This is a genomic window from Burkholderia cepacia (assembly GCF_001039005.1).
Taxonomy (GTDB): domain Bacteria; phylum Pseudomonadota; class Gammaproteobacteria; order Burkholderiales; family Burkholderiaceae; genus Burkholderia; species Burkholderia theae.
In genome coordinates, this window is sequence record NZ_LDWR01000032.1 from 1 (window position 1) to 26,419 (window position 26,419).

Annotated in this window: 26 protein-coding genes; 13 read left to right on the forward strand and 13 right to left on the reverse strand. The window is 67.9% G+C overall.

Annotated elements, in window-relative coordinates:
• Positions 1-1,541: 1,541 nt before the first annotated feature.
• Positions 1,542-2,099, reverse strand: a complete 558-nt coding sequence (locus VL15_RS18995; RefSeq protein WP_048247732.1) for a sugar O-acetyltransferase — start codon at positions 2,097-2,099, stop codon at positions 1,542-1,544.
• Between the two features lie 342 nt (positions 2,100-2,441).
• Here VL15_RS18995 and VL15_RS19000 point away from each other — a divergent pair, with 342 nt between their 5' ends.
• The gene (locus VL15_RS19000; RefSeq protein WP_048247734.1) at positions 2,442-3,056 is read left to right on the forward strand and encodes a glutathione S-transferase family protein; all 615 of its coding nucleotides are present in this window, start codon (positions 2,442-2,444) and stop codon (positions 3,054-3,056) included.
• 32 nt (positions 3,057-3,088) lie between these two features.
• Here the strand turns inward: VL15_RS19000 and VL15_RS19005 are convergent, their stop codons facing one another.
• Together VL15_RS19005 and VL15_RS19010 are read right to left on the reverse strand one after the other, a co-directional pair.
• Positions 3,089-4,051 (reverse strand): ion channel, encoded by a 963-nt coding sequence (locus VL15_RS19005; protein WP_048247735.1) that lies wholly within the window; start codon positions 4,049-4,051, stop codon positions 3,089-3,091.
• Between the two features lie 189 nt (positions 4,052-4,240).
• Entirely contained in the window at positions 4,241-5,260 is a 1,020-nt protein-coding gene (locus VL15_RS19010; protein WP_048247737.1) for a sulfate ABC transporter substrate-binding protein, read from the reverse strand.
• A 451-nt stretch (positions 5,261-5,711) separates the two neighbouring features.
• On the opposite strand from VL15_RS19010, the gene dapA reads away from it, so the two are divergent.
• Positions 5,712-6,605 carry a 4-hydroxy-tetrahydrodipicolinate synthase gene (dapA, locus tag VL15_RS19015; RefSeq protein ID WP_048247739.1) on the forward strand — a complete coding sequence of 298 codons (894 nt, stop codon included), beginning with the start codon at positions 5,712-5,714 and terminating at the stop codon, positions 6,603-6,605.
• A 56-nt stretch (positions 6,606-6,661) separates the two neighbouring features.
• Here dapA and VL15_RS19020 read toward each other — a convergent pair whose 3' ends face one another.
• From VL15_RS19020 to VL15_RS19030, 3 genes are all read right to left on the reverse strand, one after another.
• Complete coding sequence (locus tag VL15_RS19020) at positions 6,662-7,042, reverse strand: type II toxin-antitoxin system VapC family toxin (protein ID WP_048247741.1); 381 nt, start codon at positions 7,040-7,042, stop codon at positions 6,662-6,664.
• Positions 7,042-7,233 carry a hypothetical protein gene (locus VL15_RS19025; protein ID WP_048247743.1) on the reverse strand — a complete coding sequence of 64 codons (192 nt, stop codon included), beginning with the start codon at positions 7,231-7,233 and terminating at the stop codon, positions 7,042-7,044. The genes VL15_RS19020 and VL15_RS19025 overlap by 1 nt, the downstream gene beginning before the upstream one ends.
• 115 nt (positions 7,234-7,348) lie before the next feature.
• Positions 7,349-8,401 (reverse strand): LysR substrate-binding domain-containing protein, encoded by a 1,053-nt coding sequence (locus VL15_RS19030; protein ID WP_048247745.1) that lies wholly within the window; start codon positions 8,399-8,401, stop codon positions 7,349-7,351.
• Between the two features lie 106 nt (positions 8,402-8,507).
• Between VL15_RS19030 and VL15_RS19035 the strand changes: the two genes are divergently transcribed.
• Positions 8,508-9,782 carry an MFS transporter gene (locus VL15_RS19035; RefSeq protein ID WP_048247748.1) on the forward strand — a complete coding sequence of 425 codons (1,275 nt, stop codon included), beginning with the start codon at positions 8,508-8,510 and terminating at the stop codon, positions 9,780-9,782.
• Positions 9,783-9,837: 55 nt separating this feature from the next.
• Here the strand turns inward: VL15_RS19035 and VL15_RS19040 are convergent, their stop codons facing one another.
• Positions 9,838-10,476: a glutathione S-transferase family protein gene (locus VL15_RS19040; RefSeq protein WP_048247749.1), complete on the reverse strand. Its 639-nt coding sequence runs from the start codon at positions 10,474-10,476 to the stop codon at positions 9,838-9,840.
• Between the two features lie 112 nt (positions 10,477-10,588).
• On the opposite strand from VL15_RS19040, the gene VL15_RS19045 reads away from it, so the two are divergent.
• The 3 genes from VL15_RS19045 (at position 10,589) to VL15_RS19055 (ending at position 14,135) form a co-directional block, all read left to right on the forward strand.
• Entirely contained in the window at positions 10,589-11,509 is a 921-nt protein-coding gene (locus VL15_RS19045; RefSeq protein WP_048247751.1) for a LysR substrate-binding domain-containing protein, read from the forward strand.
• A gap of 175 nt (positions 11,510-11,684) precedes the next feature.
• Entirely contained in the window at positions 11,685-11,969 is a 285-nt protein-coding gene (locus VL15_RS19050) for a hypothetical protein (protein ID WP_048247752.1), read from the forward strand.
• Between the two features lie 45 nt (positions 11,970-12,014).
• The gene (locus tag VL15_RS19055; protein ID WP_048247754.1) at positions 12,015-14,135 is read left to right on the forward strand and encodes a phosphocholine-specific phospholipase C; all 2,121 of its coding nucleotides are present in this window, start codon (positions 12,015-12,017) and stop codon (positions 14,133-14,135) included.
• A 61-nt stretch (positions 14,136-14,196) separates the two neighbouring features.
• On the opposite strand, the gene VL15_RS19060 is transcribed toward VL15_RS19055, so the two are convergent.
• Positions 14,197-14,820 carry an RBBP9/YdeN family alpha/beta hydrolase gene (locus VL15_RS19060; protein ID WP_048247756.1) on the reverse strand — a complete coding sequence of 208 codons (624 nt, stop codon included), beginning with the start codon at positions 14,818-14,820 and terminating at the stop codon, positions 14,197-14,199.
• A 348-nt stretch (positions 14,821-15,168) separates the two neighbouring features.
• Here VL15_RS19060 and VL15_RS19065 point away from each other — a divergent pair, with 348 nt between their 5' ends.
• Genes VL15_RS19065 through VL15_RS19080 form a run of 4 tightly spaced genes read left to right on the forward strand, consistent with a single transcriptional unit; the run spans position 15,169 to position 17,824 of the window.
• The gene (locus VL15_RS19065) at positions 15,169-16,110 is read left to right on the forward strand and encodes a 2-hydroxyacid dehydrogenase (protein WP_048247757.1); all 942 of its coding nucleotides are present in this window, start codon (positions 15,169-15,171) and stop codon (positions 16,108-16,110) included.
• A 39-nt stretch (positions 16,111-16,149) separates the two neighbouring features.
• Positions 16,150-17,082: a hydroxymethylglutaryl-CoA lyase gene (locus VL15_RS19070; RefSeq protein ID WP_048247761.1), complete on the forward strand. Its 933-nt coding sequence runs from the start codon at positions 16,150-16,152 to the stop codon at positions 17,080-17,082.
• Positions 17,083-17,108: 26 nt separating this feature from the next.
• The gene (locus VL15_RS19075; RefSeq protein ID WP_048247763.1) at positions 17,109-17,615 is read left to right on the forward strand and encodes a YbaK/EbsC family protein; all 507 of its coding nucleotides are present in this window, start codon (positions 17,109-17,111) and stop codon (positions 17,613-17,615) included.
• Positions 17,612-17,824, forward strand: a complete 213-nt coding sequence (locus VL15_RS19080) for a DUF1289 domain-containing protein (RefSeq protein ID WP_048247765.1) — start codon at positions 17,612-17,614, stop codon at positions 17,822-17,824. The genes VL15_RS19075 and VL15_RS19080 overlap by 4 nt, the downstream gene beginning before the upstream one ends.
• A 254-nt stretch (positions 17,825-18,078) precedes the next feature.
• Here the strand turns inward: VL15_RS19080 and VL15_RS19085 are convergent, their stop codons facing one another.
• Positions 18,079-18,987, reverse strand: a complete 909-nt coding sequence (locus VL15_RS19085) for a DMT family transporter (protein WP_048247767.1) — start codon at positions 18,985-18,987, stop codon at positions 18,079-18,081.
• A 112-nt stretch (positions 18,988-19,099) separates the two neighbouring features.
• On the opposite strand from VL15_RS19085, the gene VL15_RS19090 reads away from it, so the two are divergent.
• Positions 19,100-19,591: an Lrp/AsnC family transcriptional regulator gene (locus VL15_RS19090; RefSeq protein ID WP_048247769.1), complete on the forward strand. Its 492-nt coding sequence runs from the start codon at positions 19,100-19,102 to the stop codon at positions 19,589-19,591.
• Positions 19,592-19,622: 31 nt separating this feature from the next.
• On the opposite strand, the gene VL15_RS19095 is transcribed toward VL15_RS19090, so the two are convergent.
• A complete protein-coding gene (locus VL15_RS19095; RefSeq protein ID WP_048247771.1) occupies positions 19,623-20,519 on the reverse strand; it encodes an alpha/beta fold hydrolase in 897 nt (298 codons plus the stop codon).
• 284 nt (positions 20,520-20,803) lie between these two features.
• On the opposite strand from VL15_RS19095, the gene VL15_RS19100 reads away from it, so the two are divergent.
• Positions 20,804-21,763, forward strand: a complete 960-nt coding sequence (locus VL15_RS19100) for an NAD(P)H-dependent flavin oxidoreductase (protein ID WP_048247773.1) — start codon at positions 20,804-20,806, stop codon at positions 21,761-21,763.
• Positions 21,764-21,881: 118 nt separating this feature from the next.
• Here VL15_RS19100 and VL15_RS19105 read toward each other — a convergent pair whose 3' ends face one another.
• The 3 genes from VL15_RS19105 to VL15_RS19115 all read right to left on the reverse strand — a co-directional run bounded on the left by VL15_RS19105 (position 21,882) and on the right by VL15_RS19115 (position 24,941).
• Positions 21,882-22,844, reverse strand: coding sequence for a LysR family transcriptional regulator (locus tag VL15_RS19105; protein ID WP_048247775.1), 963 nt, complete (start codon positions 22,842-22,844; stop codon positions 21,882-21,884).
• Positions 22,845-23,027: 183 nt separating this feature from the next.
• On the reverse strand, positions 23,028-24,104 hold the full coding sequence (locus VL15_RS19110; RefSeq protein ID WP_048247776.1) for a porin: 1,077 nt from the start codon (positions 24,102-24,104) through the stop codon (positions 23,028-23,030).
• A 345-nt stretch (positions 24,105-24,449) separates the two neighbouring features.
• A complete protein-coding gene (locus tag VL15_RS19115; RefSeq protein ID WP_048247778.1) occupies positions 24,450-24,941 on the reverse strand; it encodes a hypothetical protein in 492 nt (163 codons plus the stop codon).
• A 346-nt stretch (positions 24,942-25,287) separates the two neighbouring features.
• On the opposite strand from VL15_RS19115, the gene VL15_RS19120 reads away from it, so the two are divergent.
• Positions 25,288-26,322, forward strand: coding sequence for a bile acid:sodium symporter family protein (locus tag VL15_RS19120; protein ID WP_048247824.1), 1,035 nt, complete (start codon positions 25,288-25,290; stop codon positions 26,320-26,322).
• The last annotated feature ends 97 nt before the right edge of the window (positions 26,323-26,419 follow it).

Sequence of the window (26,419 nt, forward strand, 5' to 3'; positions counted from 1 at the left end):
TGTGGGGGCGGGATGGGTGGGGTGTCGGGAAGGTCGGGCGGCTTGGTGGAAAACCGATGCGCGTCGGAAGGCGACCCGCCGGGGCGGCGACAGGCGCTGGCGCCCCGTGTGACAAGGGTTTTGGTGGCTTGAGGCGGTCACCCTCACCGTTGGAATGCACAGCGTTCCGATTGGTCGATGGCGCGGGATGTCCACAATGCCGCGCCCGCTGGCCGATCGGGCTCGCGCGCTCACCGTTCGATTGCACAGCGTTTCGAGTGGCGTCGGGGCGGAGATGTCCACATCCGTCATTGGTCTGCAATTCGCTCCGGCGCCGATCCTCACCGTCGACATTCACAGCGCGGCGAGTGGATTTCGGCGGTGGATATCCACACCGGGATCGGCGCATTGCGTCGGTCCGCCGTTCACCGTCACCGTTCGAATACACAGGATCGCGAGTGCGCTCGCCGGCCGGATATCCAGGTCGGATCTGCCTGCCGCGCAATCGCGAGGCTCGCCCTCACCGATGAATTACGCAGGGCTTCGAGTGGCTGCAATGGTCCTTGTCCAGGCCGGAACCGGCATTGTCACCCGGTCTCGCGCCGACCCTCACCGTTGAAAACCACAGCGCTTCGAGTGGGTCGGAGGGCAGGATATCCACATGAACGAGAATCGGTCGATCGATCGCGGGCGCGCATTTCGAATACGTACCGACGACCGGCAATCCACGCCTGACGCTGCACACCGTCCGATCAGGCGCCGACGCTCACCTTCAGAATACACAGTGGCGAGAGTTGCTTCGGCAGCCGGATATCCACACTGGAATCCGCGTTTTCTTCGTTCGCGTGCTGGCATCCGAGCCGGACCCACGCAGCGTGTCAGACGGCTTCGGCAGCCGAATGGCCGCATCCTGGCGGGCGTTCCGCCGATCGCGTGCAGATGCTCACCATTGAATTGCACAGCGCTTCGAGTTGCTTGAGAAGACGGGTATGCGCAGCGAAATCCGCACGTTGCAGACCACGCGCCTGCGCTCACCGTTAGAATGCACACCCCTTCGAGAGGCTTGCGGAACCGGATATCCACGTCGCGGCGCACTCGCGCTTCAGTCGCGCATGCGCGCGTTCGGCTAGAATGCGCGGCGCCCCGAACCACGCCAAAGACCGGGAAACGGCGCTGGAGTGGGCGCGTCGCGAGATCGGGCGCCGACACTCACCGTTTAATTTCACAGCATTTCGCTTCGTCTCGCGGGCGAGTTGTCCACAACCCTCTTCATCCGTTTCGCGGCATCCGGTCATCCTCACCTGTGAATTGCACAGGGCGCCGAGTCGTTTCGGGGGGGATATCCACAACTGATTGCGCAAAGAAACCTGCATCTCCACATCGGCAGAACCAGCCCGCGCATCGGCTCGCGGCCATCGGGCGATAACCGGAAAGCCCCATCCGGACGGCCTCCGCGGCACCCTCACCATTCAAATGCACAGCGTTTCGAGTCGCCTTGGCGGTGGGTTGTCCACATCCGTCCGGCCACGCATCGTCGAGCAGGCACGCGCTCCCGAGCGGCGCTATTCCGCAATCGACCGGATGACCGTCGCCGGATTACCGCCGACCAGCGTATTCGGGGGAACGTCCCTTGTGACGACCGCCCCGGCCGCGACGACCGAATTCTCGCCCACCATCACACCGCCGATGATCGTCGCGCCGGCGCCGATCCACACATTCCGTTCGATCAGGATCGGCTTCGCGACGACGAAGTCGCGCCGCCGGGAAGGCTCGACGGGATGGCCGGACGTGATGAGGCTGACGTTAGGCCCAATCATCACGTCGTCACCGATCTCGAGCCCGCCCAGGTCGTAGAACGTGCAGTTCTGGTTGACGAACACGTTGCGCCCGACCTTCATGCCGGCGCCGCCCGTCGCATGGAACGGCGGGATCAGCACGAAGCCGTCGTCCACCTGCGTGCCGACGAGTTCGCTGAACAGCGCGCGAACTTCAACCGCATCGTCGAACGTCAGACGGTTGAGCTTCGCGGTGATCGCCATCGCTCGTTTCACCTCGGCGACCATTGCCGCCGATTCCGGTGTTCTTCGCGGAATGATCGTGGTGCGATCGTCGTTTGACATGCGTGACTTGCCTCCTTGATTTCAGCGTCTCACGACGCGCGGTGATTGCGGCCGGAAGCTGGTTTCGCCGAGCGTGCGGGTGCTGCGGAATCGGCCGAGGCACATTGTAGAGATGCCGATCTGCGCGTCAGTTTTCGCGCACCTTATAACTAGTTTTAATATAACTAGTTATTCATTTAACTCTTATTGCAGCAGGCTTTGTCCGGCTTTCCGCCCGATTCCCGTTCGACACAACGCGTCGAACCAGACTCACACACCTGGGCGCCCCTGTCCGAACCTCCTGCGCTCGGGTACGCTTGAGCATCCACCGGACCGACACCTGCATCCACACGCGGAGGCGCGATGAAGCTCTACTACTGGCCGAAGACCCGGGCATTCCGGGCGCTGTGGATGCTCGAGGAAATCGGCGTCGTGTACGAACTCGTGCCGATCGACCTGCGCTCGCACGAACAGGGCAGCGACGCGTTCGTGCAGGTCAACCCGATGGCCAAGCTGCCCGCGCTCGACGATGGCAGCGTACCGTTCGCCGAATCGGGCGCCGTACTGCTCTATCTCGCCGACCGCTGTCCGGGCGCCGGGCTCGGCATTGCACCCGACGATCCGCTGCGCGGCCGTTTCCTGCAGTGGATGTTCTTCACGCCGACCTGCCTCGAACCGGCGATGGCCGAGAAATTCACGGGCGCGTCGGGCAATCCGGTCGCGTTCGGCTGGGGCAACATCACGCGCGTACAGCGTGCCCTCGCGCAAGCGCTCGCCCATAGCCCGTGGCTCGTCGGCGACCGTTTCACCGCGGCCGACCTGCTGCTCGCCAGCACGCTGAAGATCGCGCTCGACGCGCATCTGCTGCCGCACGAAGGCGTGCTCGGCGATTACGTCGCGCGCGCCGAGGACCGCGATGCGTTCCGCCGCGCGGTCGCGATCGAGCAGCGCGAAGCGGCCCGTCTGCTGCACGCGTGACGCCTGGCCGCCGCCGGCCACCCCGGGCACGCTTACGCGGCCGGGCCCGGTGCCGCGGCGCCGGCTTCGACCACCACGCCCGGCGAGCCACGCTCGTCGGTGTCGGCATCGACCGGCACGACCTCGTGAAAATGCGTGTAGTCGATGTGCGTGACGCCGCCCTCGTCGTGCATCAGGTCAACGTAGCGGTGACGCCAGCGGATCTCCCCATGCGCCCACGAGTGACGCGCCTGCATGACCTGCGCGGTCGTCTCGTCCGAGCCCTCGATCGTGATCAGCAACGACGCGTCGCGCGCGGCGAGCGACTCGGGCGTCTCACCGAACAGCGCGCTCGATTCGTCGATCACGTGCATCAGGTTCCAGCCGAGCAGAAAAATCGGATGCTCGCTGCGCACGAGCGACAGGTCGTGGATCTTGCGCAGCGTGTAGCCCTCGTGCGTGCCTTCGACGCGCATCAGCCGCAATTTCGCCTGCGCCTCGGCAATCACGTTCTGGCGCGCATTCGCGGCGCGCACCATCAGCGTCATCCGGCCGTTCAGCGGCCGCACGATCGCGTAGCGCGCGAACAGGATCTTCGCCTGCGGCCGGGAAAACCGCGCGAACACCAGCCCCGTGGCCAGCGCGATGCTCGACATCCCGACGAAGATTTCGAATGTCGCGACCATGTGCGCATAGAGGGTCTGCGGATGCATGTCGCCGTAACCGACGGTCGCGAGCGTCTCGACGCTGAAGAAGAACGCGCCGCCGAACCCGGCCGGCGACTGGTTCGCGATCGGCGCGCGGCCGAGCAGGTAGAGCGTCGCGAAACCGCCGTTGAGCAGCAGGAACACCAGCGCGAGCGACAGGAAGAACACGGGCCAGCTCACCGTCAGCGCGCGATGATAGAAGTCGCGCCAGCCGAGCGGCGGCATCCCGTACGCGACCACCGGGCGGGTGCCCGACCAGATCTTGCGGCCACGACGGCGGGGAGCGGAGGAGGACGAATCGACGTTCATCGCACGGTGCCTGTTGCAGGGAGGCGATGAGCGTAGCACGCGCGGCGGCGGCCGGGAATGCGGGCCGGTTCGGAACGGAAACCCGAACGAAAATCCGCTGCGCGGCCGTGCAGCGTCGAAAAAAAACCGGCCGCGTGTGAGCGGCCGGCAGCATCGTTATCGTGCGAACAAGCGCGGTGCGCGCCGCGGTCACTTCCGGTCGACGATCACCTGATCGAACGTCCCGCCATCGGCGAAATGGGTCTTCTGCGCGTTCGCCCAGCTGCCGAAGACCTGCTCGACGCTGAACGTCTTCAGCGACTTGAACTCGGACGCATGCTTCTTCAGCACGTTCGCGTCACGCGGGCGCAGATGGTGCTGCGCGATGATCTCCTGCGCTTCCGGCGTGTACAGGAAGTCGAGGTACGCCTGCGCGACCTTGCGCGTGCCCTTCTTGTCGACGACCTTGTCGACGACGGCGACGGGCGGTTCCGCGAGGATGCTCGCCGACGGATACACGGCGTCGAACTGCGCACCCGACGCGCCCGTGTCCATCAGCGCGACTTCGTTCTCGAACGTGACCAGCACGTCGCCGATCCCGCGTTGCGTGAACGTCGTCGTCGCGCCGCGGCCGCCCGAGTCGAGCACCGGCACGTTGCGGAAGATCGCCTTCTCGAAGTCGAGCGCCTGCTGGTCGGTCGCGCCCTTCTGCTTCTGGAAACCCCAGGCGGCCAGATACGCATAACGACCGTTGCCGGACGTCTTCGGGTTCGCGATGATCACCTGGACACCCGGCTTCGCGAGATCGCTCCAGTCCTTGATCGCCTTCGGGTTGCCCTTGCGCACGAGGAACACCATCGTCGTCGAGTACGGCGAGCTGTTGTCCGGGAAACGCGCGCGCCAGTCCTTCGGCAGCAGCTGGCCGCGTTCGGCGAGCAGGTCGATGTCGTTCGGCTGGTTCATCGTCACGATGTCGGCCTGCAGCCCCTGCAGCACCGACAACGCCTGCGCGCTCGACGCGCCGTGCGACTGCTTGATCGCGACCGTCTCGCCGGTCTTCTGCTTGTAGGCGGCGGCAAAGCTCGTGTTGATGTCCTTGTACAGCTCGCGCGTCACGTCGTACGACACGTTCAGGATCGACGTATCCGCGTGGGCGGCCGTCGCCGCCACGACCAGCGCCGCCGCCGCGCCCGTGTGCAGCCAGCGGCCGATCCCCTTCATGCTTGCCATCGTGATATGCCCCGTTCCAGTGGTGGTGAAAGTGCGTGACGGCACGCGTACGCGCTGTCATCGAAACGTAAGCGGGCATTCTAGCGGCCGGGCGCGGCGCGCTTTCCAATCAGTCGTGGAAAGCAAATCTCGAATCCTGCTAAACGCAGGCGGACGCTCGCGCGTGCGTCCGATCCAATGTTAAGATCGCCGCTCAGCCCACTTCACGGTTCATCCATGTCCGCTGCCCTGCGTTCGCCCTCGATCCTTGCCGCCATCGCGGCAGGTGCGTGCGCGGCCGGGCTGAAACTGAAAAAACGACTCCTCGACTGACGGGGACGTCGCGTCCCGTCAGGCGAATGCCGGACGGGATGCCCGCAGGTCGTTTCTTTCTCCTTGCACGCATGCCTCATTCCGGCAAACCGCCGGCGGAACGGTTCCTTCCCACTCCGTTTCCACCATGAGGCTTTGCATGAACACACGTTTCGAAGGTATCTGGCTGCCGATCATCACGCCGTTCCACCACGGCGAAGTCGATCATGCGGCACTCGCGCGGCTCGCGCGCCGCTATGCGGCCGCGGGCATCGCGGGATTCGTCGCGGGCGCGACGACCGGTGAAGGCGTGCTGCTCGACGCGCGCGAACAGGACGCCGTGTTCGCGACGCTGCGCGACGCGGCGCCCGGACTGCCGATCGTCGTCGGGCTGACCGCGAGCGCGACGCACTTCGCGGCCGCCCGCGCACGCGAACTCGCCGCGCTGCGGCCCGACGGGCTGCTCGTCACGCCGCCCGTCTACGTACGGCCGACGCAGGACGGCATCCGCCGCCATGTCGAGGCGATCGTCGACGCGGCCGACCTGCCGGTGCTCATCTACAACATCCCTTACCGCACCGGCGTGAACGTCGAACTGGACACGCTGCAGGCGCTCGCGCGCGACCCGCGTATCGCGGGCATCAAGGAATGCGGCGGCACGCTCGACCGGATGAGCCGGCTCGTGCACGACACGCCGCTCGCGATCCTGTCCGGCGACGACAACCAGAACTTCGCGGCGCTGTGCGCCGGCGCGCACGGTGCGATCGCGAGCAGCGCGCACGTGCTGCCCGAATGGCATGTGCGCATCCATGCGCTGCTGCGCGACGGGCGGCTCGCCGATGCGCGGCGCCTGTCGGTCGCGCTGCAGCCGCTCGTCGCGGCGCTGTTCGCGGAGCCGAACCCGGCACCGGTGAAGGCCGTGCTGGCCGCGCAAGGGTGGTGCGAAGACGGGTTGCGGCTGCCGTTCGTGCCGGCGAGCGAAGGGTTGCGGGAGCGGCTGGCAGCCCTCTGCGCGGCACTCGACGAAATCGAGTCGAACGTCGCGGCAGCATAGGCTGCCGTGACTCCCCAGGGCGCAGGCGATGAGTGAATCTCGACCCGGAGACTATTTCAAACTGTCAGAACCAGAGACAGGCCGTACCGCGCAAGAAGCGCGTCGGCGGTCACGAGCTGAAGCGGCTCGTGCCGCGCCTGCGCGACCAGCCAGCGATCGAACGGATCGCGATGGTAGTGGGGCAAATCATGGACTGCCGCCCCATGCACGGCCCTGACCGGCAACTCGCGAATCCCGCTTGCGCCGATCGAGCGGACCAGCTTGCCCACATCGATGTCGAGCTTTCCCAGGCCGGCCTTGATGGCGGCTTCCCAGATACTCGCGCTGCTGACGAAACGTTCGTCGGCAGCCGAGATCAGTCTGCGCGCCCGTGCGCTGAGCCTCGGGTCATGGGTCACGATCCACAAGAAGATGTGCGTATCGAGCAGCAGCCGCATCAGCGCCCTTCGAAGGCATCCAGCAGGTAATCGGGAAGCGGAGCGTCGAAGTCGTCCGCGATCCACGCCTGCCCTTGCAGGATGCCGAACCGAATGGGCGGCTTGGCGGACGCCCCGTCGCCGCGGGTCGTGGCATCGGCCCGTTGCGACGGATCGATCGCACTGGTATCGGGAATGTTCGCGTTTTGCATGATGACCTCCGTTACAGGTGACCCTCACTGTAGTCAGGTTCGCCCGAGCGATCCATTCGACCAATCGGCAGATGGACTGTCGAGTCGCAGCCCGCCGCAGCAATCGAACGTCTCGTCACGCCGCCAGCGCCACCGCCGCCCCCTCCGTCGCCTCCCGCACCGCCTGCGTCACGATCTGCGCGAGCCGGTCGACGGTCGGCGTCGCCGACGACGTGCGCCGCAGCAGGATCAGCGGCAGGCTCGGCAGCGCCGGCAGGCCGAACGACGCCGCGTCAAGCACGCGCACTGACGCGGGCAGCCCGTAGTGCGAGCGCACCGTCAGCCCGAGGCCGGCTGCCGCCGCGGCCCATAGCCCGGCAAGGCTCGGCGTCGTGAACGCGACGCGCCACGGCACGCCCGCGCGGTCGAGCGCGCCGGTCGCCGCGCCGAAGAACCGGCACGGCCGGTCGAATACGACGAGCGGCAGCGGCTCGTCCGGCGCGCGCACCGCACGACTGCCCGGTTCTCCCGCACTGCCGCCTGCGCCATCCTCCCCGCCGCCGTCCGCCCCGCCGAAACCGCCCGCGCCTGCCGCGCCGATCCATTGCATCGGCACCTGCGCGATCACTTCGCCGTCGATCCCCGTCCGCGCGACGAACGCCGCCGACGCCGGATCGCCCCACACGAGCGCGAGATCGAGCTGGTTCGCGTCGAGCCGGTCGAGCAGATCGGCATTGCGCGCCACGCGCGCCTCGATCTTCACCTTCGGATGCGCACGCGCGAATCGCCCCAGCACGTCGGGCAGGATCGCCTCGCCGAAGTCCTCCTGCAGCCCGACCCGCACCCAGCCGTCGAGATTCACGCCGCGCACGGCTGCGGCCGCCTCGTCGTTCAGCTCGATCATCCGCCGCGCATAGCGCAGCATCGCGTCGCCGGCGTCGGTCAGCGCGAGCCCGCGCCCGGCCTTCACGAACAGCGGCGTGCCGGCCTGCTCCTCGAGCTTGCGGATCTGCGCGCTCACCGCCGACGACGAACGTGCGACGCGGTCGGCCGCCTTCGCAAAACTGCCGAGATCCACGCCCGCGACGAGGCTGCGCAGCGCCGCCACGTCGAAGTTGGGCCGGGCCAGCGCGGCATCGGGCACCGCGAGCGACTCGCCGCCGCCGCGCGGGATATCTTGTCCGGACATGTCAACCATCCTGTTTTATCGAACGATTTATCAAAAACTTTCCGATTTTCAGGATGAATGTAGGCCGCCACACTGTCGATGTCAATTTCCAACCGGGACTGCCGCCATGGACACCTCGTGCATCGCTTCTCCCTCCTCGCCCGTCCGCGCCACGCGCGGCCCGGCCCATCGCTGGCGCGTGCTGGCGGCCGGCGTCGCCGCGAACATGAGTTTTTCGGCCGCCGCGGCCGGCATTCCGACCACCGCCGTGTGGATGCGCACGGCCTATCACCTCGACAACGGCGCGCTCGGGCTCGTGCTCGGCGCACTCGGCTTCGGCGTCGCGCTGTCCGAGCTGCCGTGGGGGATCGCCGCCGACCGCTTCGGCGATCGCCGCGTGCTGCTGACCGGGCTCGTCGCGACGGCCGCGATGCTCGCATTGATGGTGTGCACGATCGTCCCGACCGCGCACGCGGTGCCGCCGCTGATGCGCGTCGTCGTGGCGATGTGCGGCGTCGGCCTGCTCGGCGGCAGCGTGAACGGGTCGAGCGGGCGCGCGGTGATGCGCTGGTTCGGCGAACGCGAACGCGGGCTCGCGATGAGCATCCGGCAGACCGCCGTGCCGCTCGGCGGCGGCGTCGGCGCGGCGCTGCTGCCGTCGCTCGCGTCGCATCTGGGCTTCGCCGCGGTGTTCGGCGCGCTGATGCTGCTGTGCGCGGGATCGGCCGCGCTGACCTGGCGCTGGCTGCACGAGCCGCCCGCCGCACCGGCTGCCGCGTACGTCGCCGCGCCTCGTCCGGTCGAGCAGCCGCATCAGCCCGTGCGGCACGCGCGCAGCCCGCTCGCGAGCGGCGCCGTGTGGCGCATCGTGCTCGGCATCGGCGCGCTGTGCGCGCCGCAGTTCGCGGTGCTCACGTTCGCGACGGTGTTCCTGCACGACTTCGGCCGGCTCGACCTCGCCGGCATCAGCGCGGCGATGGTCGCGCTGCAGCTCGGCGCGATGGTGATGCGTGTCTGGAGCGGCCGCCATACCGACCGGCACGGCAACCGGCGTGCGTATCTGCGCGGTTCGGTGCTCGTCGCGGCCGGGTCGTTCACGCTGCTCGCGGCCGCGACGGCCGGCAGCGCGCACGTGCCGCTCGCGGCGATCGTCGCGATTCTCGTGTTCGCGGGCATCTGCGTATCGGCGTGGCACGGCGTCGCGTACACGGAGCTCGCGACGCTCGCGGGCGCGAACCACGCGGGCACCGCGCTCGGGATGGCGAATACGATCGTCTACCTCGGGCTGTTCGCGACGCCGCTCGCGATTCCGCCGCTGCTCGCCGTCAGTTCGTGGAGCGTGGTGTGGCTCGCGGCCGCGCTGGTCGCGGGCGCGACCTATCCGCTGTTCGCCGCGCGATAGCCACCGCGCGTTGCTTGCGGGCGTCGCGGCATGCACCACGACGCCCGCCTCTCCGTTAGCCCGCCTCGCGCGCCAGCGCACGCCGAGCGGCCGGCCGTTCGGCCTCGCGCTGCGCATGCGCGGTCCACGCGGGATGCCGCGCCATGTCGAGTCCGATCGCGACGCCCCAGCGATGCAGCACGAACAGGAACGGATCGACGATCGAATGCGCGCCCGGCTCGGCCCACGTGCGGCCGTCGGCGAGCGCGGCTTCGATCGACGCGTTCGCGGTTTCGATCACGCCGCGACCGTGCTCGCTGACCGCACCGTGCAGGGCCGGATCGCCGATGAAGCGGCCGGGCCGCCACAGCGCGCCGTAACCGACGCCATGCACCCAGCCGACCAGCCAGGCGAGCCATTCATGGCAGCGCGCCTCGCGCAGCGGATCGCCGAGCGGCAGCAATTGCGCGTCCGGATAACGGCGCGCGAGATACGTGAGGATCGCGGGCGTTTCGGTCAGCACGCGCAGTTCGCCCGGAATCGCGAGTACGGGCACGCGCGCCTTCTCGTTGATCGCGAGATAACGCGCTTCGAGGTTCTGCTGCTTCTGCACGGAGACGATCTCGACGTCGAACGGCGCGCCGGTTTCCTCCAGCGCGATGTGAGCGGCCAGCGAGCAGGCGCCCGGCGAAAGATAGAGACGATATGCGTTCATGGTGGTGTGGCCCGACGGGGCTGTGGAAGACGGAACCGAGTGTAGGAACGCGTGCCCGTGCGCCGCAAACGATGAATTGTCGTGCTCGGACATTAGTGTTACTAATACCCGAATGCGACGCATCCACCTTCCCCCGCTGCAGACGCTGCGTGCGTTCGAGACCGCCGTGCGGCTGCAGAGCTTCACGCGCGCGGCCGACGCACTCGCGCTCACGCAAGGCGCGGTCAGCCAGCACATCCGCGCGCTCGAGGCGCAGCTCGGTTATCCGCTCTTCACGCGCGAACGCAACGGCGCGACCCCGACGCAGGCCGCGCATGCGCTCGCGCTGCAGGTGCGCCAGGGCCTGAGCGTGCTCGAACGCGCATTCGAACCGGCGCTCGCCGTGCGCAGCCGCCCGCGCACCTGCGACGTCACGCTGAACGTCAGCGTGCTGCCGAGCGTCGCCGAGCGCTGGCTCGCGCCGCGCCTGCCGCGCTTCGCGGCCGCGCATCCGCACATCGCGATCGCGCTGCACCCGGACGTGGCGCTCGCGCCGCTGCGCAAGCGCGACCGCATCGACGTCGCGCTGCGCTACGGGCCCGGCACGTGGCCGGGCGTCGTCGCCGAGAAGCTGATGAACGAGACGATCTTCCCGGTCGCGAGCCCCGCGTACCGCAATCGCGACGGCGTCGCGCCGCGCGCGCCGGCCGACCTCGTGCGCGCGACGCTGCTGCGCCATCCTGCACAGCCGTGGGAACCGTGGTTCCAGGCCGCACGGCTCGACCTCACCGAATCCGCGCGCGCGCCGCGCTTCACCGATGCGAACGCGCTGATCGACGCGACGCTGAAAGGACGCGGCGTCGCACTCGCGCGCCGCTCGCTGATCGAACCCGAACTCGCGGACGGCACGCTCGTGCGCGTATCGACGGTGCGCGTGACCGACGTGTATGCGCACTACGTCGTGTGGCGCCCCGGCCACCCGCACGAAACGGCGATCCGCACCTGGCTCGACTGGCTGCGCAGCGAGGTGCGGCGCAAAACGCCTCGGCGCTGATAGGCGGCACGCGGCGATGGCCACACGCCGCCCGCATGCACACGCACGAAAGCAATTAGTCGGCTTGCCGAAAGCATTTCGCGATCACGCACCGGTCGCAAACGATTCACCGAAACGTCGCATCGCTTCGGCATACTCGAGAACGTTTCCCGATCAGCCTGCCAGGAGAGAAGTCATGCGTCGCGTTTTCGTCGCCGTCGTTCTGTGTGCCGCCGCTTTCGTCGCCGCCTGCAGCGATGACGCGCAGCACGATGCGCACGCGACCGACGCCTCGCAGCAGGCCGGCGCATCGGCCGGCTCCGCCAGCGCGTTCAACAGCGATGCATCCGCGAACGCCACCGCGTCCGATGCCGCCCCGCTCGCGCCGCCGGTCGTGCACTACCCGCCCGATGACGACGACGACACGAAACCCGCGATGAACGCGGCCGCGTCGGCCACCGCCGCGTCGTCACCAGGCTGATCGCGCCGTTTTCGTCCCCCTGACCGCAGAACCGAGGTGAACAACATGCCGTCATCGAGCCGCCGCCGTTTCCTGCATACCGTCGCACAATCCGCGGGCGCCGCCGTTGCGCTCAACGCGTTTCCCGAATCGATCCGCCGCGCGCTCGCGATTCCCGCCGCGCGCGGCACCGGCACGATCCGCGATGTCGAGCACATCGTCGTGTTCATGCAGGAAAACCGCTCGTTCGATCATTACTTCGGACACCTGCGCGGCGTGCGCGGCTACAACGACCGCTTCCCGATCCCGCTGCCGAACGGCAAGCCGGTGTGGTACCAGCCGTCGAAGGCCGATCCGGGCAAGCCGGTGCTGCCGTTCCGGCTGAATACGCTGACGACGAGCGCGCAGTGCGTCGGCGACCTCGACCACTCGTGGTACAAGACGCACGCGGCGATCGACGGCGGCCGCTACGACCAGTGGCCCGCGAACAAGACCGACATGACGATGGGCTATCACGTGCGCGAGGACATCCCGTTCCACTACGCGCTCGCCGATGCGTTCACCGTGTGCGACAACTACTTCTGCTCGCTGCCAGGGCCGACGCACCCGAACCGTTCGTACCTGATGACCGGCACGGTCGACCCGACCGGCAAGTTCGGCGGCCCGCTGCTCGACAACAGCGACTATGTCGACGGCGACGGGCCGCCCGCCTATCAACTGCTGTCGTGGACGACCTTCCCCGAGCGCCTCGAGGCGCACGGCGTGTCGTGGCAGATCTACCAGCAGGGCACGACAGGCAACGATCCGTACAACGGCAACTACGGCACGAACGTCCTGCAGAACTTCGCGAACTTCATCAACGCGAAGCCGGGTTCGTCGCTGTACCAGCGCGCGCAGACGGTGCGCACGCTCGACAACCTGAAGGACGACGTGATCAACGACCGGCTGCCGCAGGTGTCGTGGCTGTGCCCGCCCGCCGCGTTCTCCGAGCATCCGAAATACACGCCCGCATACGGCGCGAACTACACGTCGCAGATCCTCGACGCGCTCACGTCGAACCCGGACGTATGGCGCAAGACCGTGCTGTTCATCATGTACGACGAGAACGACGGCTTCTTCGACCACATCGTGCCGCCGCAGCCGCCGACGTCGGCCGCGCAGGGCGCATCGACCGTGACGACCGACGGCGAGCTGCATACGGTCGTGAACCCCGGCCGCGGCGGCAGCTACACGGCCGACGGGCTGCCGTACGGCCTCGGGCCGCGCGTGCCGATGACGGTCGTGTCGCCGTGGACGAAGGGCGGCTTCGTGTGCTCGCAGGTGTTCGACCACACGTCGGTGATCCGCTTCATCGGCGAGCGTTTCGGCGTCGACGAACCGAACATCACGCCGTGGCGCCGCACCATCTGCGGCGACCTCACCGCCGCATTCGACTTCCGCTCGTCCGACGCGTCGTTCCCGCCGCTGCCCGACACGAGCCAGTACCGCTCGATCGCGGACCAGCAGTGCACGTCGCAGCCCGCGCCGACCGTGCCCGCGACGCCGTCGCCGGTCGCGCCGCAGGAGCCCGGCGTGCGGCCGGCGCGTGCGCTGCCGTATGAACTTCATGTGAACGCGAGCGTCTACGGCGGGAACACGCTGCGCATCGAGCTCGCGAACCGCGGCAACCAGGGCGCGCACTTCCACGTGTATTCGACGAACCGCACCGACGGCCCGTGGCGCTATACGGTCGGCGCGCGCCGCCTGCTGCATGCGGATTTCGACCTGACGGTGACGAACGGCGCGTATGCGTTCTCGGTGTACGGGCCGAACGGCTTCGTGCGCGTGTTCTCGGGCAACGTGTCGGCCGGAACCGCGCCCCACCGCAAGCCGGCGCAGCCGGAGGTGAAGGCCGGCTACGACGTCGCGAACGGGAATTTGTACCTGAAGCTGCACAACCACGGCGGGGCGCACATCACGCTGACGCTGACCGACAACGCGTACGGCGCGCCGGCGCGGCAGGTCACGCTGCACGGCGGCGACGAGCGCGTCGAGCAGTGGGCGCTCGTGTCGAGCCACCAATGGTATGACGTGACGGTGAGCGACGGCGCGAACGGCACGTTCTCGCGCCGTTTCGCGGGCCACGTCGAGAACGGCCGGCCGAGCTATTCGGACCCGGCCGCGGTGCAGCCCGTCTCCGCGTCGTAAGCGCGACGGCGCGGCGTTGCGCGGCCCCCGCCGCGTAGCGCGCGCTACCTGGTCCGATCCGTCAGACCGCGTGCGCGAGCGCGCGGTCGACGAGCGCGGCTTCGAAGCCGTCGTCCGCGTCGCGAAAACGCAGCGGCGCCGCGCAATGGACGAGCGTGTCGATGAAGTACTTCGCGCGCGGCCACGGCCCGAAACCGGCGGCCGTGTTGATGTGTCCGGCGTCGCCGAGGTTCACGAACGCGCTGCCCAGGCGCTGCGCGAGCGTGCGCGCATCGGCGAGCGGCATCCACGGATCGGTCTCGCTGCCGATCACGATCGACGGCGCCGCGAGCCGGCGCGCGTCGAACGGCCCGGCGAACTTGAATTTCGCCGGACTGGCGGGCGCGACGAACAGCACGCCCGCGACGTCGCCGGCATGCGGCCACTGCGCGAGCGCATGCGCGGTCGCGAGGCAGCCGAAGCTGTGCGCGGCCAGCACGAACGGGCCGCGCTCGCGGTCGAGCAGCGCGCGCACGGATTGCGCCCAGCGCACGAGATCGGGCGCATCCCAGTCGTCCTGCTCGACCCGCAGCGAGCGCGGGAACTGTCGTTCCAGCCAGGTCTGCCAGTGAGCGCCTTCGCTGCCGTGCAGGCCCGGAACGGTGACGAGCCGCGGCGGCCACGCCGATTTGCTGCATGCGCGCATGATTGCCCTCACTTGCTTGAAGACGGGGTTCGATTGTGGCGCGCCGTATCCGGCGGCCGAACCAATATTTTGTGCTTTGCTTTTGCGCGGGGCGGCCATCCGCGGGGCGGCGACCCGGGGCGGGCCACCCCGCGCCGGGCGGCCCGTCCGCGCACCGGCACGCATTGCGCCGCGAAACCGTAGAATGTGGGCTTCCCGTCAGCTTCACACGGAACCGGGCCGGGCGCCGACGCGCCGGGCCCGGTCGTCAGGAGACGCCCCGATGTCCGCTACGCCCGCCGGCGCGCTGCGCCCGTTCCACCCCGCCTGTCCCGTGACGCGCCGCACCGGCGTGCACGAAATCACGCGATGAGGATCCTTTTTTATTCGCCTCACCAGGAAGCCGGCGCGTGGCGCGACGAGATCGCGCACGCGCTGCCGGAAGCCGAACTGCGCGCATGGCAGCCGGGAGACACGGCCGCCGCCGACTACGCGCTCGTCTGGCGCGCGCCGCACGAGTTCTTCGCGCCGCGCGACGGCCTGCGCGCGATCTTCAACCTCGGTGCGGGCGTCGACGCGCTGCTTGCGCTCGACCGTGCGCATCCGGGCACGCTGCCGCCACACGTGCCGCTCGTGCGGCTCGAGGATTCGGGCATGGCGCAGCAGATGGTCGAATACGTGACGCATGCGGTGTTGCGCTACCTGCGCCGCTTCGACGAATACGACGCGCAGCAGCGCGAGCGCCGCTGGCACCCGCTCGAACCGCATCCGCGCGCGAGTTTCACCGTCGCCGTGCTCGGCCTCGGCGTGCTCGGCGCGCAGGTCGCGCTCGCGCTCGCCGCACTCGGCCTGCCCGTGCGTGGTTACAGCCGCAGCGCGAAGCAGCTCGACGGCATCACGACCTTCGCCGGCGACGGTGCGTTCGACGCGTGCATCGACGGCGCGAAGGTGCTCGTCAACCTGTTGCCGAGCACGCCCGACACGGACGGCATCCTGTCGGCGCACACGTTCGCGCGGCTCGCGCCCGGTGCGTACGTCGTCAACGTCGCGCGCGGCGCGCATCTCGTCGAGGCCGACCTGCTCGACGCGCTCGAGAGCGGCCGGATCGCCGCGGCGACGCTCGACGTGTTCCATCGCGAGCCGCTGCCGGAAGACCATCCGTTCTGGCGCGCGCCGCGTATCACCATCACGCCGCACAGCTCGGCCGAGACACTGCGCGCGGAGGCCATAGAACAGATCGCCGGCAAGATCCGCGCATTCGAACGCGGCGAGCGCGTCGGCGGCATCGTCGACTACGCGCGCGGCTATTGAATTCCGCCTTGCCCAGATATCAGGAACCAGGAGACAACCATGACGTTCCCCACCGCCGTCAAGATCGTCGAAGTCGGCCCGCGCGACGGGCTGCAGAACGAGAAAACCTTCGTGCCGACCGACGTGAAGATCGCGCTCGTCGACCGCCTGTCGCGCGCCGGCTTTCGCAACATCGAGGCCGCGTCGTTCGTATCGCCTAAATGGGTGCCGCAGATGGCCGACGGCGCCGACGTGATGGCCGGCATCGAGCGCCGCGCGGGTACGGTGTACTCGGTGCTCACGCCGAACCTGAAGGGTTTCGAGAACGCCCTCGCCGCGCGCGCCGACGAAGTCGTGATCTTCGGCGCGGCAAGCGAGGCGTTCTCGCAGCGGAACATCAACTGCAGCATCGCCGAGAGCATCGCGCGCTTCGAGCCCGTCGCGAAGGCCGCGAAGGATGCGGGCCTGCGGCTGCGCGGCAGCGTGTCGTGCGCGCTCGGCTGCCCGTATCAGGGCGAGGTGCCGGTCGCATCGGTCGTCGACGTCGTCGAACGCTTCGCGGCGCTCGGCTGCGACGAGATCGACATCGCCGACACGATCGGCGTCGGTACGCCGAACCGCACGCGCGAAGTGCTCTCGGCCGTCACGCGCGTGTTCCCGCGCGAACGCCTGTCGGGCCACTTCCACGACACCTACGGCCAGGCGCTCGCGAACATCTACGCGGCGCTGTTCGAAGGGATCGAGATCTTCCACGCGTCGGTCGCCGGCCTCGGCGGCTGCCCGTACGCGAAGGGCGCGACCGGCAACGTCGCGACCGAAGACGTGCTGTACCTGCTGCAGGGCCTCGGCATCGACACCGGTGTCGATCTCGAGCAGGTGGTCGCCGCCGGCGACTTCATCTCGAACGCGATCGGCCGCACGAACGTGTCGCGCGCCGGCCGCGCGCTGATCGCCAAGGCGCAGAGCGCGGCCGACGCCGCGAACTGCGTCTGACCCCGGCATTCCATGGATTCCTCAATATGACGACACCTGCTTCATTCGATTCCCTCCCTGATTCCGCGCGGCGCGTCGCGCTGCTGCTGCGCGAGCGCGGACATGCGAAAGGCATCGTGATGCTCGCCGAAACCGGCAAGACCTCGGCCGAGGCCGCGGCCGGGCTCGGCTGCTCGGTCGCGCAGATCGCGAAGTCGATCCTGTTTCGCCGGCAGTCGGACGGCGCGCCCGTGCTGGTGGTCGCGAGCGGCGTCAACCGGGTCGACGAGAAGAAGGTCGCCGCGCAGGTCGGCGCGGTCGGCCGCGCGGACGCGAAGTTCGTGCGCGACAACACCGGTTACGCGATCGGCGGCGTCTGCCCCATCGGCCATCTCGTCGAACCCGTCACGCTGATCGACGCCGATCTGCTCGAGCTCGACAGCCTGTGGGCCGCCGCCGGCCATCCGCACGCGGTGTTCAACCTGTCGCCGCACGAACTCGTGTCGCTGACGGGCGCGCCGGTCGCGGATGTCGCATTGCGGGACCAGGCATGAGCGACGTGCCGGTGGCAGTGGTAGTCGGCACGGTCGCATCGCCGTGCACGGACGTCTGCAGGATCGATCCGCGCACCGACTGGTGCGCGGGCTGCCTGCGCACGCGCGGCGAGATCAAGGAGTGGCGTGCGTCGGACGACGACGCGAGGCGCGCGCTGCTCGCGCGGCTCGATGCGCGGCGGCGCCTGATCGCCGGCAGCGAGACATAAAAAAAAGCCGTTCAGCCTCACGGGCGAACGGCGTCGAGATCGGAATCCTGTGAACGTGATCAACGTCACAGCCCGCATCATACGAGCGACGCGGCCGCATTGCATCGGGTGTTTCCCTACAACTTCTTACAGCGTTTTTCACGCGTGCGCGCGGGCCCCTTTCGGGTGCAATCCGCGCGCAATCCTCGTTCCCGACCAACACACCAGGCAAGCCGCGGCGATGCCCCGCAGCGGCGCCGAATCGTACGATCGTTTCAGTTGCCGACCGCCGCGCGACGCACGGGCACGATGCGCCAGCCGAGATTCACGCCGGCCGCCGCGAGCAGGATCAGCAGCGCGCCGAACACCTGCGTCCACGCGAGCGTCTGCCCGAACGCGACGTGATCGACGACGATCGCGACGACCGGATAGACGAACGACAACGCACCGGTCATCGCGGTCGGCAGCTTCTGGATCGCGCCGTACAGCAGCACATACATCAGGCCCGTGTTCACGACGCCGAGCACGACGAGGTCGAGCCACTGCGCGGCGGTCGCCGGCAACGTGCCGAAGTGCGCGAACGGTGCGAGCAGCACGACGCCGAGGCCGGCCTGCAGCAGCGCGAGCAGATGCGGCGGCGTGCCCTTCAGGTGCTTCGTGACGATCGACGAGATCGCATACAGGAATGCCGCGCCGAGCGACAGCGCGACGCCTTCCAGATATTCGCCCGGCACCGCGAGCACGGCGGGTTCGACCCGCACCACGAAGACGAGCCCGGCGAACGCGAGCGCGAGCGCGAGCCACGCGATCGTCGACGCGGAGATCCGTTCGCGGAACACGATCGCGCCGAGCGCGACGAGCATGAACGGCTGCGTGTTGTAGACAGCGGTCGCCATCGAGATCGACGCGCGCGAATAGGCGGCGAACAGCAGCAGCCAGTTCGCGACGATCGCAACGCTGCCGAGCGTCGCGAGCGCGAGCATCCGCGGCGAGAACAGCGAGCGGCGCAGGAAGCCGAACGCCGCGCAGACGATCGCGAGCGTCGCCGCGCCGAACAGGCAGCGGAAGAACACAACGTTCGTCAGCGGCTGCTTCGACGACATCACCAGCCAGCCGATCGTGCCGGACATCATCATCGCGACGATCATCTCGGCGGCACCGCGGCGCATTTCATTCGAGGCCATCATGAACTCCGTTGAAGAGAGTGGATGACTTCGATTCTAGAAACTTGCTTTCGTCGCAACCATGGCTAAACTGAAGTGAAATAACCGATTCACCTTCGAAAGCAAAGCGATCATGCCGAAACGCCTTTCCCCGCCTGCCGTCACGTCGCTCGACGCGACCGACCGCGCGATCCTCGCGGCGCTTGCCGACGACGCGCGCATCGCAACCAGCGAACTCGCACGGCAGATCGGGCTGTCGGCACCCGCGACCGCCGACCGTGTGCGGCGGCTCGAGGCGCAAGGCGTGATCGCCGCGTTCACCGTCGAGCTCGATCCGCGCGCGCTGGGCTACACGCTGCAGGCGATCGTCCGCGTGAAGCCGCTGCCCGGCCAGTTGCATCTGGTCGAGGAGTTGCTGCGGCGGATTCCCGAATTCGTCGAATGCGACAAGGTGACCGGCGAGGACTGCTTCATCTGCCGGCTCTACCTGCGCACGATCGAGCACCTCGACGACATCCTGTCGAAGGTGACGGAGCGCGCGGAGACGAGCACCGCGATCGTGAAATCGACGCCCGTGCCGCGCCGGCTGCCGCCGCTCGCCGAGGACGACGGCGCGCACCGCTGAGCGGGCGGCGCGCGCCGCCCGCGCGCGCCCCTTACGCGGCTGGGTCGCGCGCCTCGAAGAACGCGAGCAGTTCGTCGATCAGCGCGACGGGCGCCTCTTCCGGAATGTAGTGCCCGCACTCGAGCGCACGGCCGCTGACGTCGCGCGCGACGCGCCGCCATTCGTCGAGCGGATCGAAGCAGCGGCCGACGATCCCGTTCGCGCCCCACAGCACGCGCAGCGGGCACGCGACCTTGTTGCCGCGTTCGAGGTCCGCACGGTCGTGCTCGAGATCGATCGTCGCCGACGCGCGGTAGTCCTCGCACATCGCATGCACGGCGCCCGGCTGCGCGAGCGCGGCACGGTACGCGTCGAGCGCCTCGGGCGCGAACGGCGCGAGCCCGGCGGACCGGTTGCCCATCACGCGCTCGATATACGCATCGGTATGCGCGCCGATCAGCGTCTCGGGCAGCGGCTCCGGCTGGATCAGGAAGAACCAGTGGAAATACGCGGTCGCGAACGCGCGATCGGTTTTCTCGTACATCGCGAGCGTCGGCGCGATGTCGAGCAGCATCATCCGCTCGACGGCGTCCGCGTGATCGAGCGCGAGCCGGTGCGCGACACGCGCGCCGCGATCGTGCGCACACACGTGGAACTGCTCGAAGCCGAAATGCCGCATCACGGCGACCTGGTCGGCCGCCATCGCACGTTTCGAATACGGCACGTGCTGCGCGTCGCTCGGCGGCCGGCCCGATGCGCCGTATCCGCGCAGGTCGGTGGCGATCACCGTGAAGTGATTCGCGAGCGTCGCGGCAACGCGATGCCAGATCATGTGGGTTTGCGGATGCCCGTGCAGCAACAGAAGCGGCGGGCCCGTGCCTCCTTTGACACCGAAGATGTCGGTGTCCTGCACCGTCACGCGAAACGGTGCAAACGCCTCAAACGACATGGTTTATTTCTCGTTGGTTTGTTATGGCGGCTATTTTAGGAGCGCTTGCGCGTCTTCACAGTGGGGTAGCCACCAGAATCCGTAGAACGAGAACACTCACTCGATTGCCGCCACACCGCGCAGTTTGTTAAGCTCGCGTAGAATCGCACGACCGTTCGTATTAATATGAGCGAACGAAGTCGTTCCGCAGCTACACTCGAATCACCGTTCGAAACGCAAAGCATGGTGTCGGCGTCAGCGCGACCGCGCGGGTGCCGACCGCCCCTGGAGACTGGAGACATCACATGGCATTGCCCACTGTCCTGCAGAACCTGACGCTGCCCGTCATCGCGTCGCCGATGTTCATCGTCAGCTACCCCGAACTCGTGCTCGCGCAATGCAAGGCGGGCATCGTCGGTTCGTTCCCCGCGCTCAACGCCCGTCCGGCCGAACTGCTCGACGAGTGGCTCACGCAGATTCAGTCGGCGCTCGCCGAGCACAAGGCGCAACACCCCGACGCGGTGATCGGCCCGATCGCGGTCAACCAGATCGTCCACCAGTCGAACGCGCGGCTCGAGCACGACGTGCGCGTCTGCGTCGAGCACAAGGTGCCGATCTTCATCACGAGCCTGCGCGCGCCGGCGCGCGAGATCGTTGACGCGGTGCACAGCTACGGCGGCATCGTGCTGCACGACGTGATCAACCTGCGCCACGCGCAGAAGGCGCTCGAAGCCGGCGTCGACGGGCTGATCCTGGTCGCGGCCGGCGCCGGCGGCCACGCGGGCACGACGTCGCCGTTCGCGCTCGTCGGCGAAGTCCGCAAGATCTTCGACGGTCCGATCGTGCTGTCCGGCTCGATCGCGAACGGCGGCTCGATCCTCGCCGCGCAGGCGATGGGCGCCGATTTCGCGTACATGGGCACGCGCTTCATCGCGACGCAGGAAGCGCACGCGATCGACGACTACAAGCGCGCGATCGTCAACGCGAAATCCTCGGACATCATCTACACGAACCTCTTCACGGGCGTGCACGGCAACTACATCCGCGAGAGCATCGAGAAGGCCGGCCTCGATCCGGAAGCGCTGCCGGAATCCGACAAGACCAAGATGAATTTCGGCGGCGACAAGACGAAGGCGTGGAAGGACATCTGGGGTGCCGGCCAGGGCGTCGGCCTGATGGACGACTTGCCGAGCGTGGGCGCGCTCGTCGAGCGCCTGAAGCGCGAGTACGACGACGCGAAGGCGCGGCTCGGCATTACGCGCTGAAGGATGCGGCGGCCATGATCCGACCGCCGCAACGACGATTAACGCCGGACCAAACAAAAAGCGCGAACCGCAATGGTTCGCGCTTTTTTCATGGCCCCGTCGCAGCGGGACGCGCCGCTTAGCCTGTGCGCTTGATCCGCGTGATCGGCAGCACGCGCAGCCGCGACTCGATCGACGGGCACAGCGACTGCCCTTCGAAACGCGCCGCCAGGAAATCGACGAACGAACGCACCTTCGCGGACACGTGCCGGCGGCTCGCGTAGACCGCATAGATCGGCGCCTCGTGCGGCGGCACCGAATCGAGCAGCACCGGCACGAGCCGGCCGGATTCGATATCGTCGCCGACCACTTCGGTGCCGAGCAGCGCGATGCCCGCGCCCGCGAGCACGGCCGCACGCAGCCCTTCGAGATGGTTCACGATCAGGTTGCCGTTGAGGTTCACGCGCGACGCGGCCGCCGCATCGATCACCAGCGAGTCGAGCATCGTCGAATTCGAGTCGCGCCGCAGGTAGTTGTGGTGCGCGAGATCGGCGATCGTGTCGGGCGTGCCGTGCTTGTCGAGATACTCGGGCGACGCGACCAGCAGGATGTGTGCGGTCGCGATCTGCCGCGCGACCAGCGACGACGATTTCAAGCCGTTCGGCGCCGCACGCACCGCGACGTCGTAGCCTTCCTCGATCAGGTCGACCACGCGATCGGACAGCGTCATGTCGACGGTCACGTCCGGGAACCGGCCCGCGTAATCGGTAACGGCCTGCATCACGTGCCGCAACCCGAATGCGGACAGCGACGTCACGCGCAGCCTGCCTTGCGGCACCACGCTCGCGGCGCCGACGGCCTGCCCGGCTTCGTCGAGTTCGGACAGCGCCTGCACGAGGCGCTCGTAATATTCGCGTCCGGCCTCGGTAGGCGCGACGCGTCGTGTCGTGCGATGCAGCAGCCGTGCGCCGAGCTGCTGCTCGAGATGCATCACGTGCTTGCTCGCCATCGCAGCCGACATCTGCATGCGCTCGGCCGCGCCGACGAAGCTGCCCACTTCGACGACGTAGCGAAACACATTCATGCTGACGAGGGTATCCATCGAACTAGCTCGTAATGACGGGGGAATGGTCCAATTACGAGATAGGGTAACAAAGGCGAGGAAACAGAAAGGTCAACAAAGGCAAAACGGCGCCGCGGGTGGCGGCGCCGTTTCGGGCGGGAAAACATGTAGACGGGACGCGCGATTTCCGCGTGCGTCCGGCGCACCGATCGCGCGTGCGCGTCAGAACTTCGCGCGGATGCCTGCGCCGAACGTGTTGCCGCTCGACAGGCCGCTGATGTGGTCGTTCATGTACGCCGCGTAGACGTCCGTGCGCTTGGACAGCGGATAGTCGTAGCCGACCGCCCAGGTCTGCCGCGTCTGGTCGAGGCCGCCGGCGTCACGCGAATACGCGTACGACGCCATCGCGCTGCCCACGCCGAGCGGCACCGACACGCCGCCCTGCGCGGTGTTCACGTGCCAGCTGCCCGCGACCTGGTCATTCTTCGTATACATGTACTGGCCGAACAGCTTCACGAGCTTCAGGTCGTAGGTCGCGCCGACCAGCGCGATGCCCTGGCTCTTCATGCCGGTGACGAGTGCGCTCAGGTCCTGCGGGCCGTTGTTGAAGTTCACGTACTGATACGTGGCGGTCGCCGCGAACGGGCCGTTCGCATAGTTGAACTGCGCGCTCCACTTCTTCGAACGGTTGTCGCCGGCCTGGTTGCCGAGCGCGTACATTGCGCCGAAATTCAGGCCACCGAACGACGGCGACGTGTACGACAGCGCGTTGTTCCAGCCCGAATCGCCCACCGCGCCCTGATCGCTCGGGTAGGTCGGGAACGTGCCGAGGCCGAGGAACACGTGATACACCATCGGCGAGAAGGTGTACGAGTCGTAGAACGGGTTGAACAGGATCGTCGACAGGAACAGGTGCGTCGTCAGGCGGCCGGCCGTCACCGTGCCGTACGGCGAATCGATGCCGACATACGCGTTGCGCGCGAAGAACGTGTCGCCCTGGAAGCGGCCGAACTGGCCGTTCTGCGCGCGGAAGAAGCTTTCCAGCGTGAAGATCGCCTTGTAGCCGTTGCCGAGATCCTCGGTGCCGTGCAGGCCCCAGTACGACGTCGACATCCCGCCGCCGCTCACGTTCCACGCGCGGTCGCCGCCCGGGAACTTGGTTGCGCCGACCCATTCGTCGACCTGACCGTAGAGCGAAACGCTCGATTGCGCATGGACGGGAGCGGTAGCCGCCACGCAGGCGGCGGCTGCGATCAGCTTGACGGACGTGCGCGACGCACGGCGGGCGAATGCTTTCATGGGATCTCCAGGTTTTGTCGAATAGTCGATAAGTGGCGCGAGCGTTGTTTTATGGAGCCGAGTGCTTGCGTCGTATGGGGCGCAGCCATCTTTACGGATCATTCGTCCGGTCAAAATTGCGCACACTTATTGCTGGTATAGCGCCAGCATTAACTTCGAGGAATCGATACATGGCCGGGTACACGTCGGCGGCCCGGCGCAAAAGCGACGGCGCGGCGGGACGGCGGCGTGGCACACGCGAGCCGGGCGCGAAAGATAGCGCAATGCGACGGGAAAATCAGCGGAAATCTGCGCGCGACTGTGGCGAATTCGCATCAGCCGGCGGGGGGACGAGCGCGCGGGCGCTCAGTTTCGGTAGAACGGGGAGAACAGCGGTGAGTGTGCAGGCTCTTCCTGCGAGCGGGGCGGCGGCATCGGACGGCCGCCGCGCTCCTCGTTGTAGCGCGCGACGTCGGCGCGGATCGAACCGGCGCGCAGCGGCACGTTGCCGCCGCCCGGCGGGCGCGGCATCTGGCGCGCGTCGGCGCTGATCGGACGATACGGGCTTTGCGCGGCGTAATGGCCGTACGACGGCGTCGGCCGCAGCCCCCAGCGGGAGCCGTAGCTGCTCACGCCGCCGGGGCGCACACCGGCGGGAGGCGGAACGCGGCGCCAGACAGGCCCGCCGCCGGCCTGGCCGTACGCTTGACCGTACGCGCGCATGTCGCCGCCGCCGAAGCCGTGGCCGCCGAACGCATGACCGCCGTGGGGCGGTTGCGCGAGCGCGAGCGGCATCAGCAGCGTGCCGAGCACGCCTGCCACCCATCGTCCGATCTTCCGTTTCACCCGTTCCGTCATCGTTCAGTGCCTGTCCACGCCCGCCGCCGGCTCCTTTCGGCCGACCCAAGGCTTTCAGCAGTAATTTATGAGCGGCCCGAAAATGTGTCGAGCCAAAAAGTGTTATGTCACGGGCATCGGTGTAACACCATGTTACTGCTAGGTTTTTTCACTTCAGGGCGCGAACGCGACAGAACATTTTTCTGCCGTTTTGCGCATTGCCGGGCGTGAGCGGTGGTCGTTGTCACATGCAATCGATTCATCAATCGATTCTCACAATGAATTTGTGTAGTGAATGACCAACCGGGACAATAACGCCATCCGCGCGCGCGACGCGCGCCTTCGTCGTTTCCGAATCGAGTTTCCGATGGCCCGTCCCCGTTTTCTTCCCGACAACTTCACGCTCGCGCTGGTCGGCACCGTCGTGCTCGCGAGCCTCCTGCCTTGCCGCGGCCCGGCCGCCCATGCGTTCAACTGGGCGACCAACATCGCCGTCGGCCTGCTGTTCTTCCTGCACGGCGCGAAGCTGTCGCGCGAAGCCGTCGTCGCGGGCGCGACCCACTGGCGGCTGCACGCGGTCGTGCTGCTCAGCACGTTCGCGCTGTTCCCGCTGCTCGCTCTCGCGCTGAAACCCGTGCTGCAGCCGCTCGTCACGCCGACGCTTTATGCAGGTGTGCTGTTCCTGTGCACGCTGCCGTCGACGGTCCAGTCGTCGATCGCCTTCACGTCGATCGCGAAGGGCAACGTGCCGGCCGCCGTGTGCGCGGCATCCGCGTCGAGCCTGCTCGGGATCTTCGTCACGCCGGCGCTCGTCGGGCTGATGATCACGTCGCAGTCGGCCGCCGCCGCGTCGCCGTGGAGCACCGTCGGCAGCATCGTGATGCAGTTGCTCGTGCCGTTCGTCGCCGGCCAGCTGCTGCGCCCCGTGATCGGCGGCTGGATCGAACGCAACCGCGGCGTGCTGCGCTTCGTCGACCAGGGCTCGATCCTGCTGGTCGTCTACGTCGCGTTCAGCGAGGCCGTCAACCAGGGCCTGTGGCACCAGATTCCGGCCCACGCGCTCGGCGGCCTGCTGGTCGTCAACCTCGTGCTGCTCGCGATCGCGCTGCTGCTGACCGCGTTCGTCAGCAAGCGGCTCGGCTTCAACCGCGCCGACCAGATCACGATCATCTTCTGCGGATCGAAGAAGAGCCTCGCGGCCGGCGTGCCGATGGCGAAGGTGATCTTCTCGGCGAACGCGGTCGGCGCGATCGTGCTGCCGCTGATGCTGTTCCACCAGATCCAGCTGATGGCGTGTGCGGCGCTCGCGCAGCGCTGGGGCGCGCGCGACATGAGCGGCGAGCGCGGCGGGCAGGACGATGCGACGCCCGCGCCCGGCACGCTGAGCGCGGGCAAGCGCTGACGCACGCAGCGACGCGATGCACCACCGGCGCCCATTGCGTCACGAAATCTTCATTCAATTCTCCGCGAGCGGTGCCGTTAAGCCGGGCGTCCCGTCG

What these genes read in the sequence shown, in the direction of transcription:
- VL15_RS18995 (WP_048247732.1), bottom strand. Translation starts at nt 2,099, where the DNA reads ATGTCAAACGACGATCGCACCACGATCATTCCGCGAAGAACACCGGAA.
- VL15_RS19000 (WP_048247734.1), top strand. Translation starts at nt 2,442, where the DNA reads ATGAAGCTCTACTACTGGCCGAAGACCCGGGCATTCCGGGCGCTGTGG.
- VL15_RS19005 (WP_048247735.1), bottom strand. Translation starts at nt 4,051, where the DNA reads ATGAACGTCGATTCGTCCTCCTCCGCTCCCCGCCGTCGTGGCCGCAAG.
- VL15_RS19010 (WP_048247737.1), bottom strand. Translation starts at nt 5,260, where the DNA reads ATGGCAAGCATGAAGGGGATCGGCCGCTGGCTGCACACGGGCGCGGCG.
- dapA (WP_048247739.1), top strand. Translation starts at nt 5,712, where the DNA reads ATGAACACACGTTTCGAAGGTATCTGGCTGCCGATCATCACGCCGTTC.
- VL15_RS19020 (WP_048247741.1), bottom strand. Translation starts at nt 7,042, where the DNA reads ATGCGGCTGCTGCTCGATACGCACATCTTCTTGTGGATCGTGACCCAT.
- VL15_RS19025 (WP_048247743.1), bottom strand. Translation starts at nt 7,233, where the DNA reads ATGCAAAACGCGAACATTCCCGATACCAGTGCGATCGATCCGTCGCAA.
- VL15_RS19030 (WP_048247745.1), bottom strand. Translation starts at nt 8,401, where the DNA reads ATGTCCGGACAAGATATCCCGCGCGGCGGCGGCGAGTCGCTCGCGGTG.
- VL15_RS19035 (WP_048247748.1), top strand. Translation starts at nt 8,508, where the DNA reads ATGGACACCTCGTGCATCGCTTCTCCCTCCTCGCCCGTCCGCGCCACG.
- VL15_RS19040 (WP_048247749.1), bottom strand. Translation starts at nt 10,476, where the DNA reads ATGAACGCATATCGTCTCTATCTTTCGCCGGGCGCCTGCTCGCTGGCC.
- VL15_RS19045 (WP_048247751.1), top strand. Translation starts at nt 10,589, where the DNA reads ATGCGACGCATCCACCTTCCCCCGCTGCAGACGCTGCGTGCGTTCGAG.
- VL15_RS19050 (WP_048247752.1), top strand. Translation starts at nt 11,685, where the DNA reads ATGCGTCGCGTTTTCGTCGCCGTCGTTCTGTGTGCCGCCGCTTTCGTC.
- VL15_RS19055 (WP_048247754.1), top strand. Translation starts at nt 12,015, where the DNA reads ATGCCGTCATCGAGCCGCCGCCGTTTCCTGCATACCGTCGCACAATCC.
- VL15_RS19060 (WP_048247756.1), bottom strand. Translation starts at nt 14,820, where the DNA reads ATGCGCGCATGCAGCAAATCGGCGTGGCCGCCGCGGCTCGTCACCGTT.
- VL15_RS19065 (WP_048247757.1), top strand. Translation starts at nt 15,169, where the DNA reads ATGAGGATCCTTTTTTATTCGCCTCACCAGGAAGCCGGCGCGTGGCGC.
- VL15_RS19070 (WP_048247761.1), top strand. Translation starts at nt 16,150, where the DNA reads ATGACGTTCCCCACCGCCGTCAAGATCGTCGAAGTCGGCCCGCGCGAC.
- VL15_RS19075 (WP_048247763.1), top strand. Translation starts at nt 17,109, where the DNA reads ATGACGACACCTGCTTCATTCGATTCCCTCCCTGATTCCGCGCGGCGC.
- VL15_RS19080 (WP_048247765.1), top strand. Translation starts at nt 17,612, where the DNA reads ATGAGCGACGTGCCGGTGGCAGTGGTAGTCGGCACGGTCGCATCGCCG.
- VL15_RS19085 (WP_048247767.1), bottom strand. Translation starts at nt 18,987, where the DNA reads ATGGCCTCGAATGAAATGCGCCGCGGTGCCGCCGAGATGATCGTCGCG.
- VL15_RS19090 (WP_048247769.1), top strand. Translation starts at nt 19,100, where the DNA reads ATGCCGAAACGCCTTTCCCCGCCTGCCGTCACGTCGCTCGACGCGACC.
- VL15_RS19095 (WP_048247771.1), bottom strand. Translation starts at nt 20,519, where the DNA reads ATGTCGTTTGAGGCGTTTGCACCGTTTCGCGTGACGGTGCAGGACACC.
- VL15_RS19100 (WP_048247773.1), top strand. Translation starts at nt 20,804, where the DNA reads ATGGCATTGCCCACTGTCCTGCAGAACCTGACGCTGCCCGTCATCGCG.
- VL15_RS19105 (WP_048247775.1), bottom strand. Translation starts at nt 22,844, where the DNA reads ATGGATACCCTCGTCAGCATGAATGTGTTTCGCTACGTCGTCGAAGTG.
- VL15_RS19110 (WP_048247776.1), bottom strand. Translation starts at nt 24,104, where the DNA reads ATGAAAGCATTCGCCCGCCGTGCGTCGCGCACGTCCGTCAAGCTGATC.
- VL15_RS19115 (WP_048247778.1), bottom strand. Translation starts at nt 24,941, where the DNA reads ATGACGGAACGGGTGAAACGGAAGATCGGACGATGGGTGGCAGGCGTG.
- VL15_RS19120 (WP_048247824.1), top strand. Translation starts at nt 25,288, where the DNA reads ATGGCCCGTCCCCGTTTTCTTCCCGACAACTTCACGCTCGCGCTGGTC.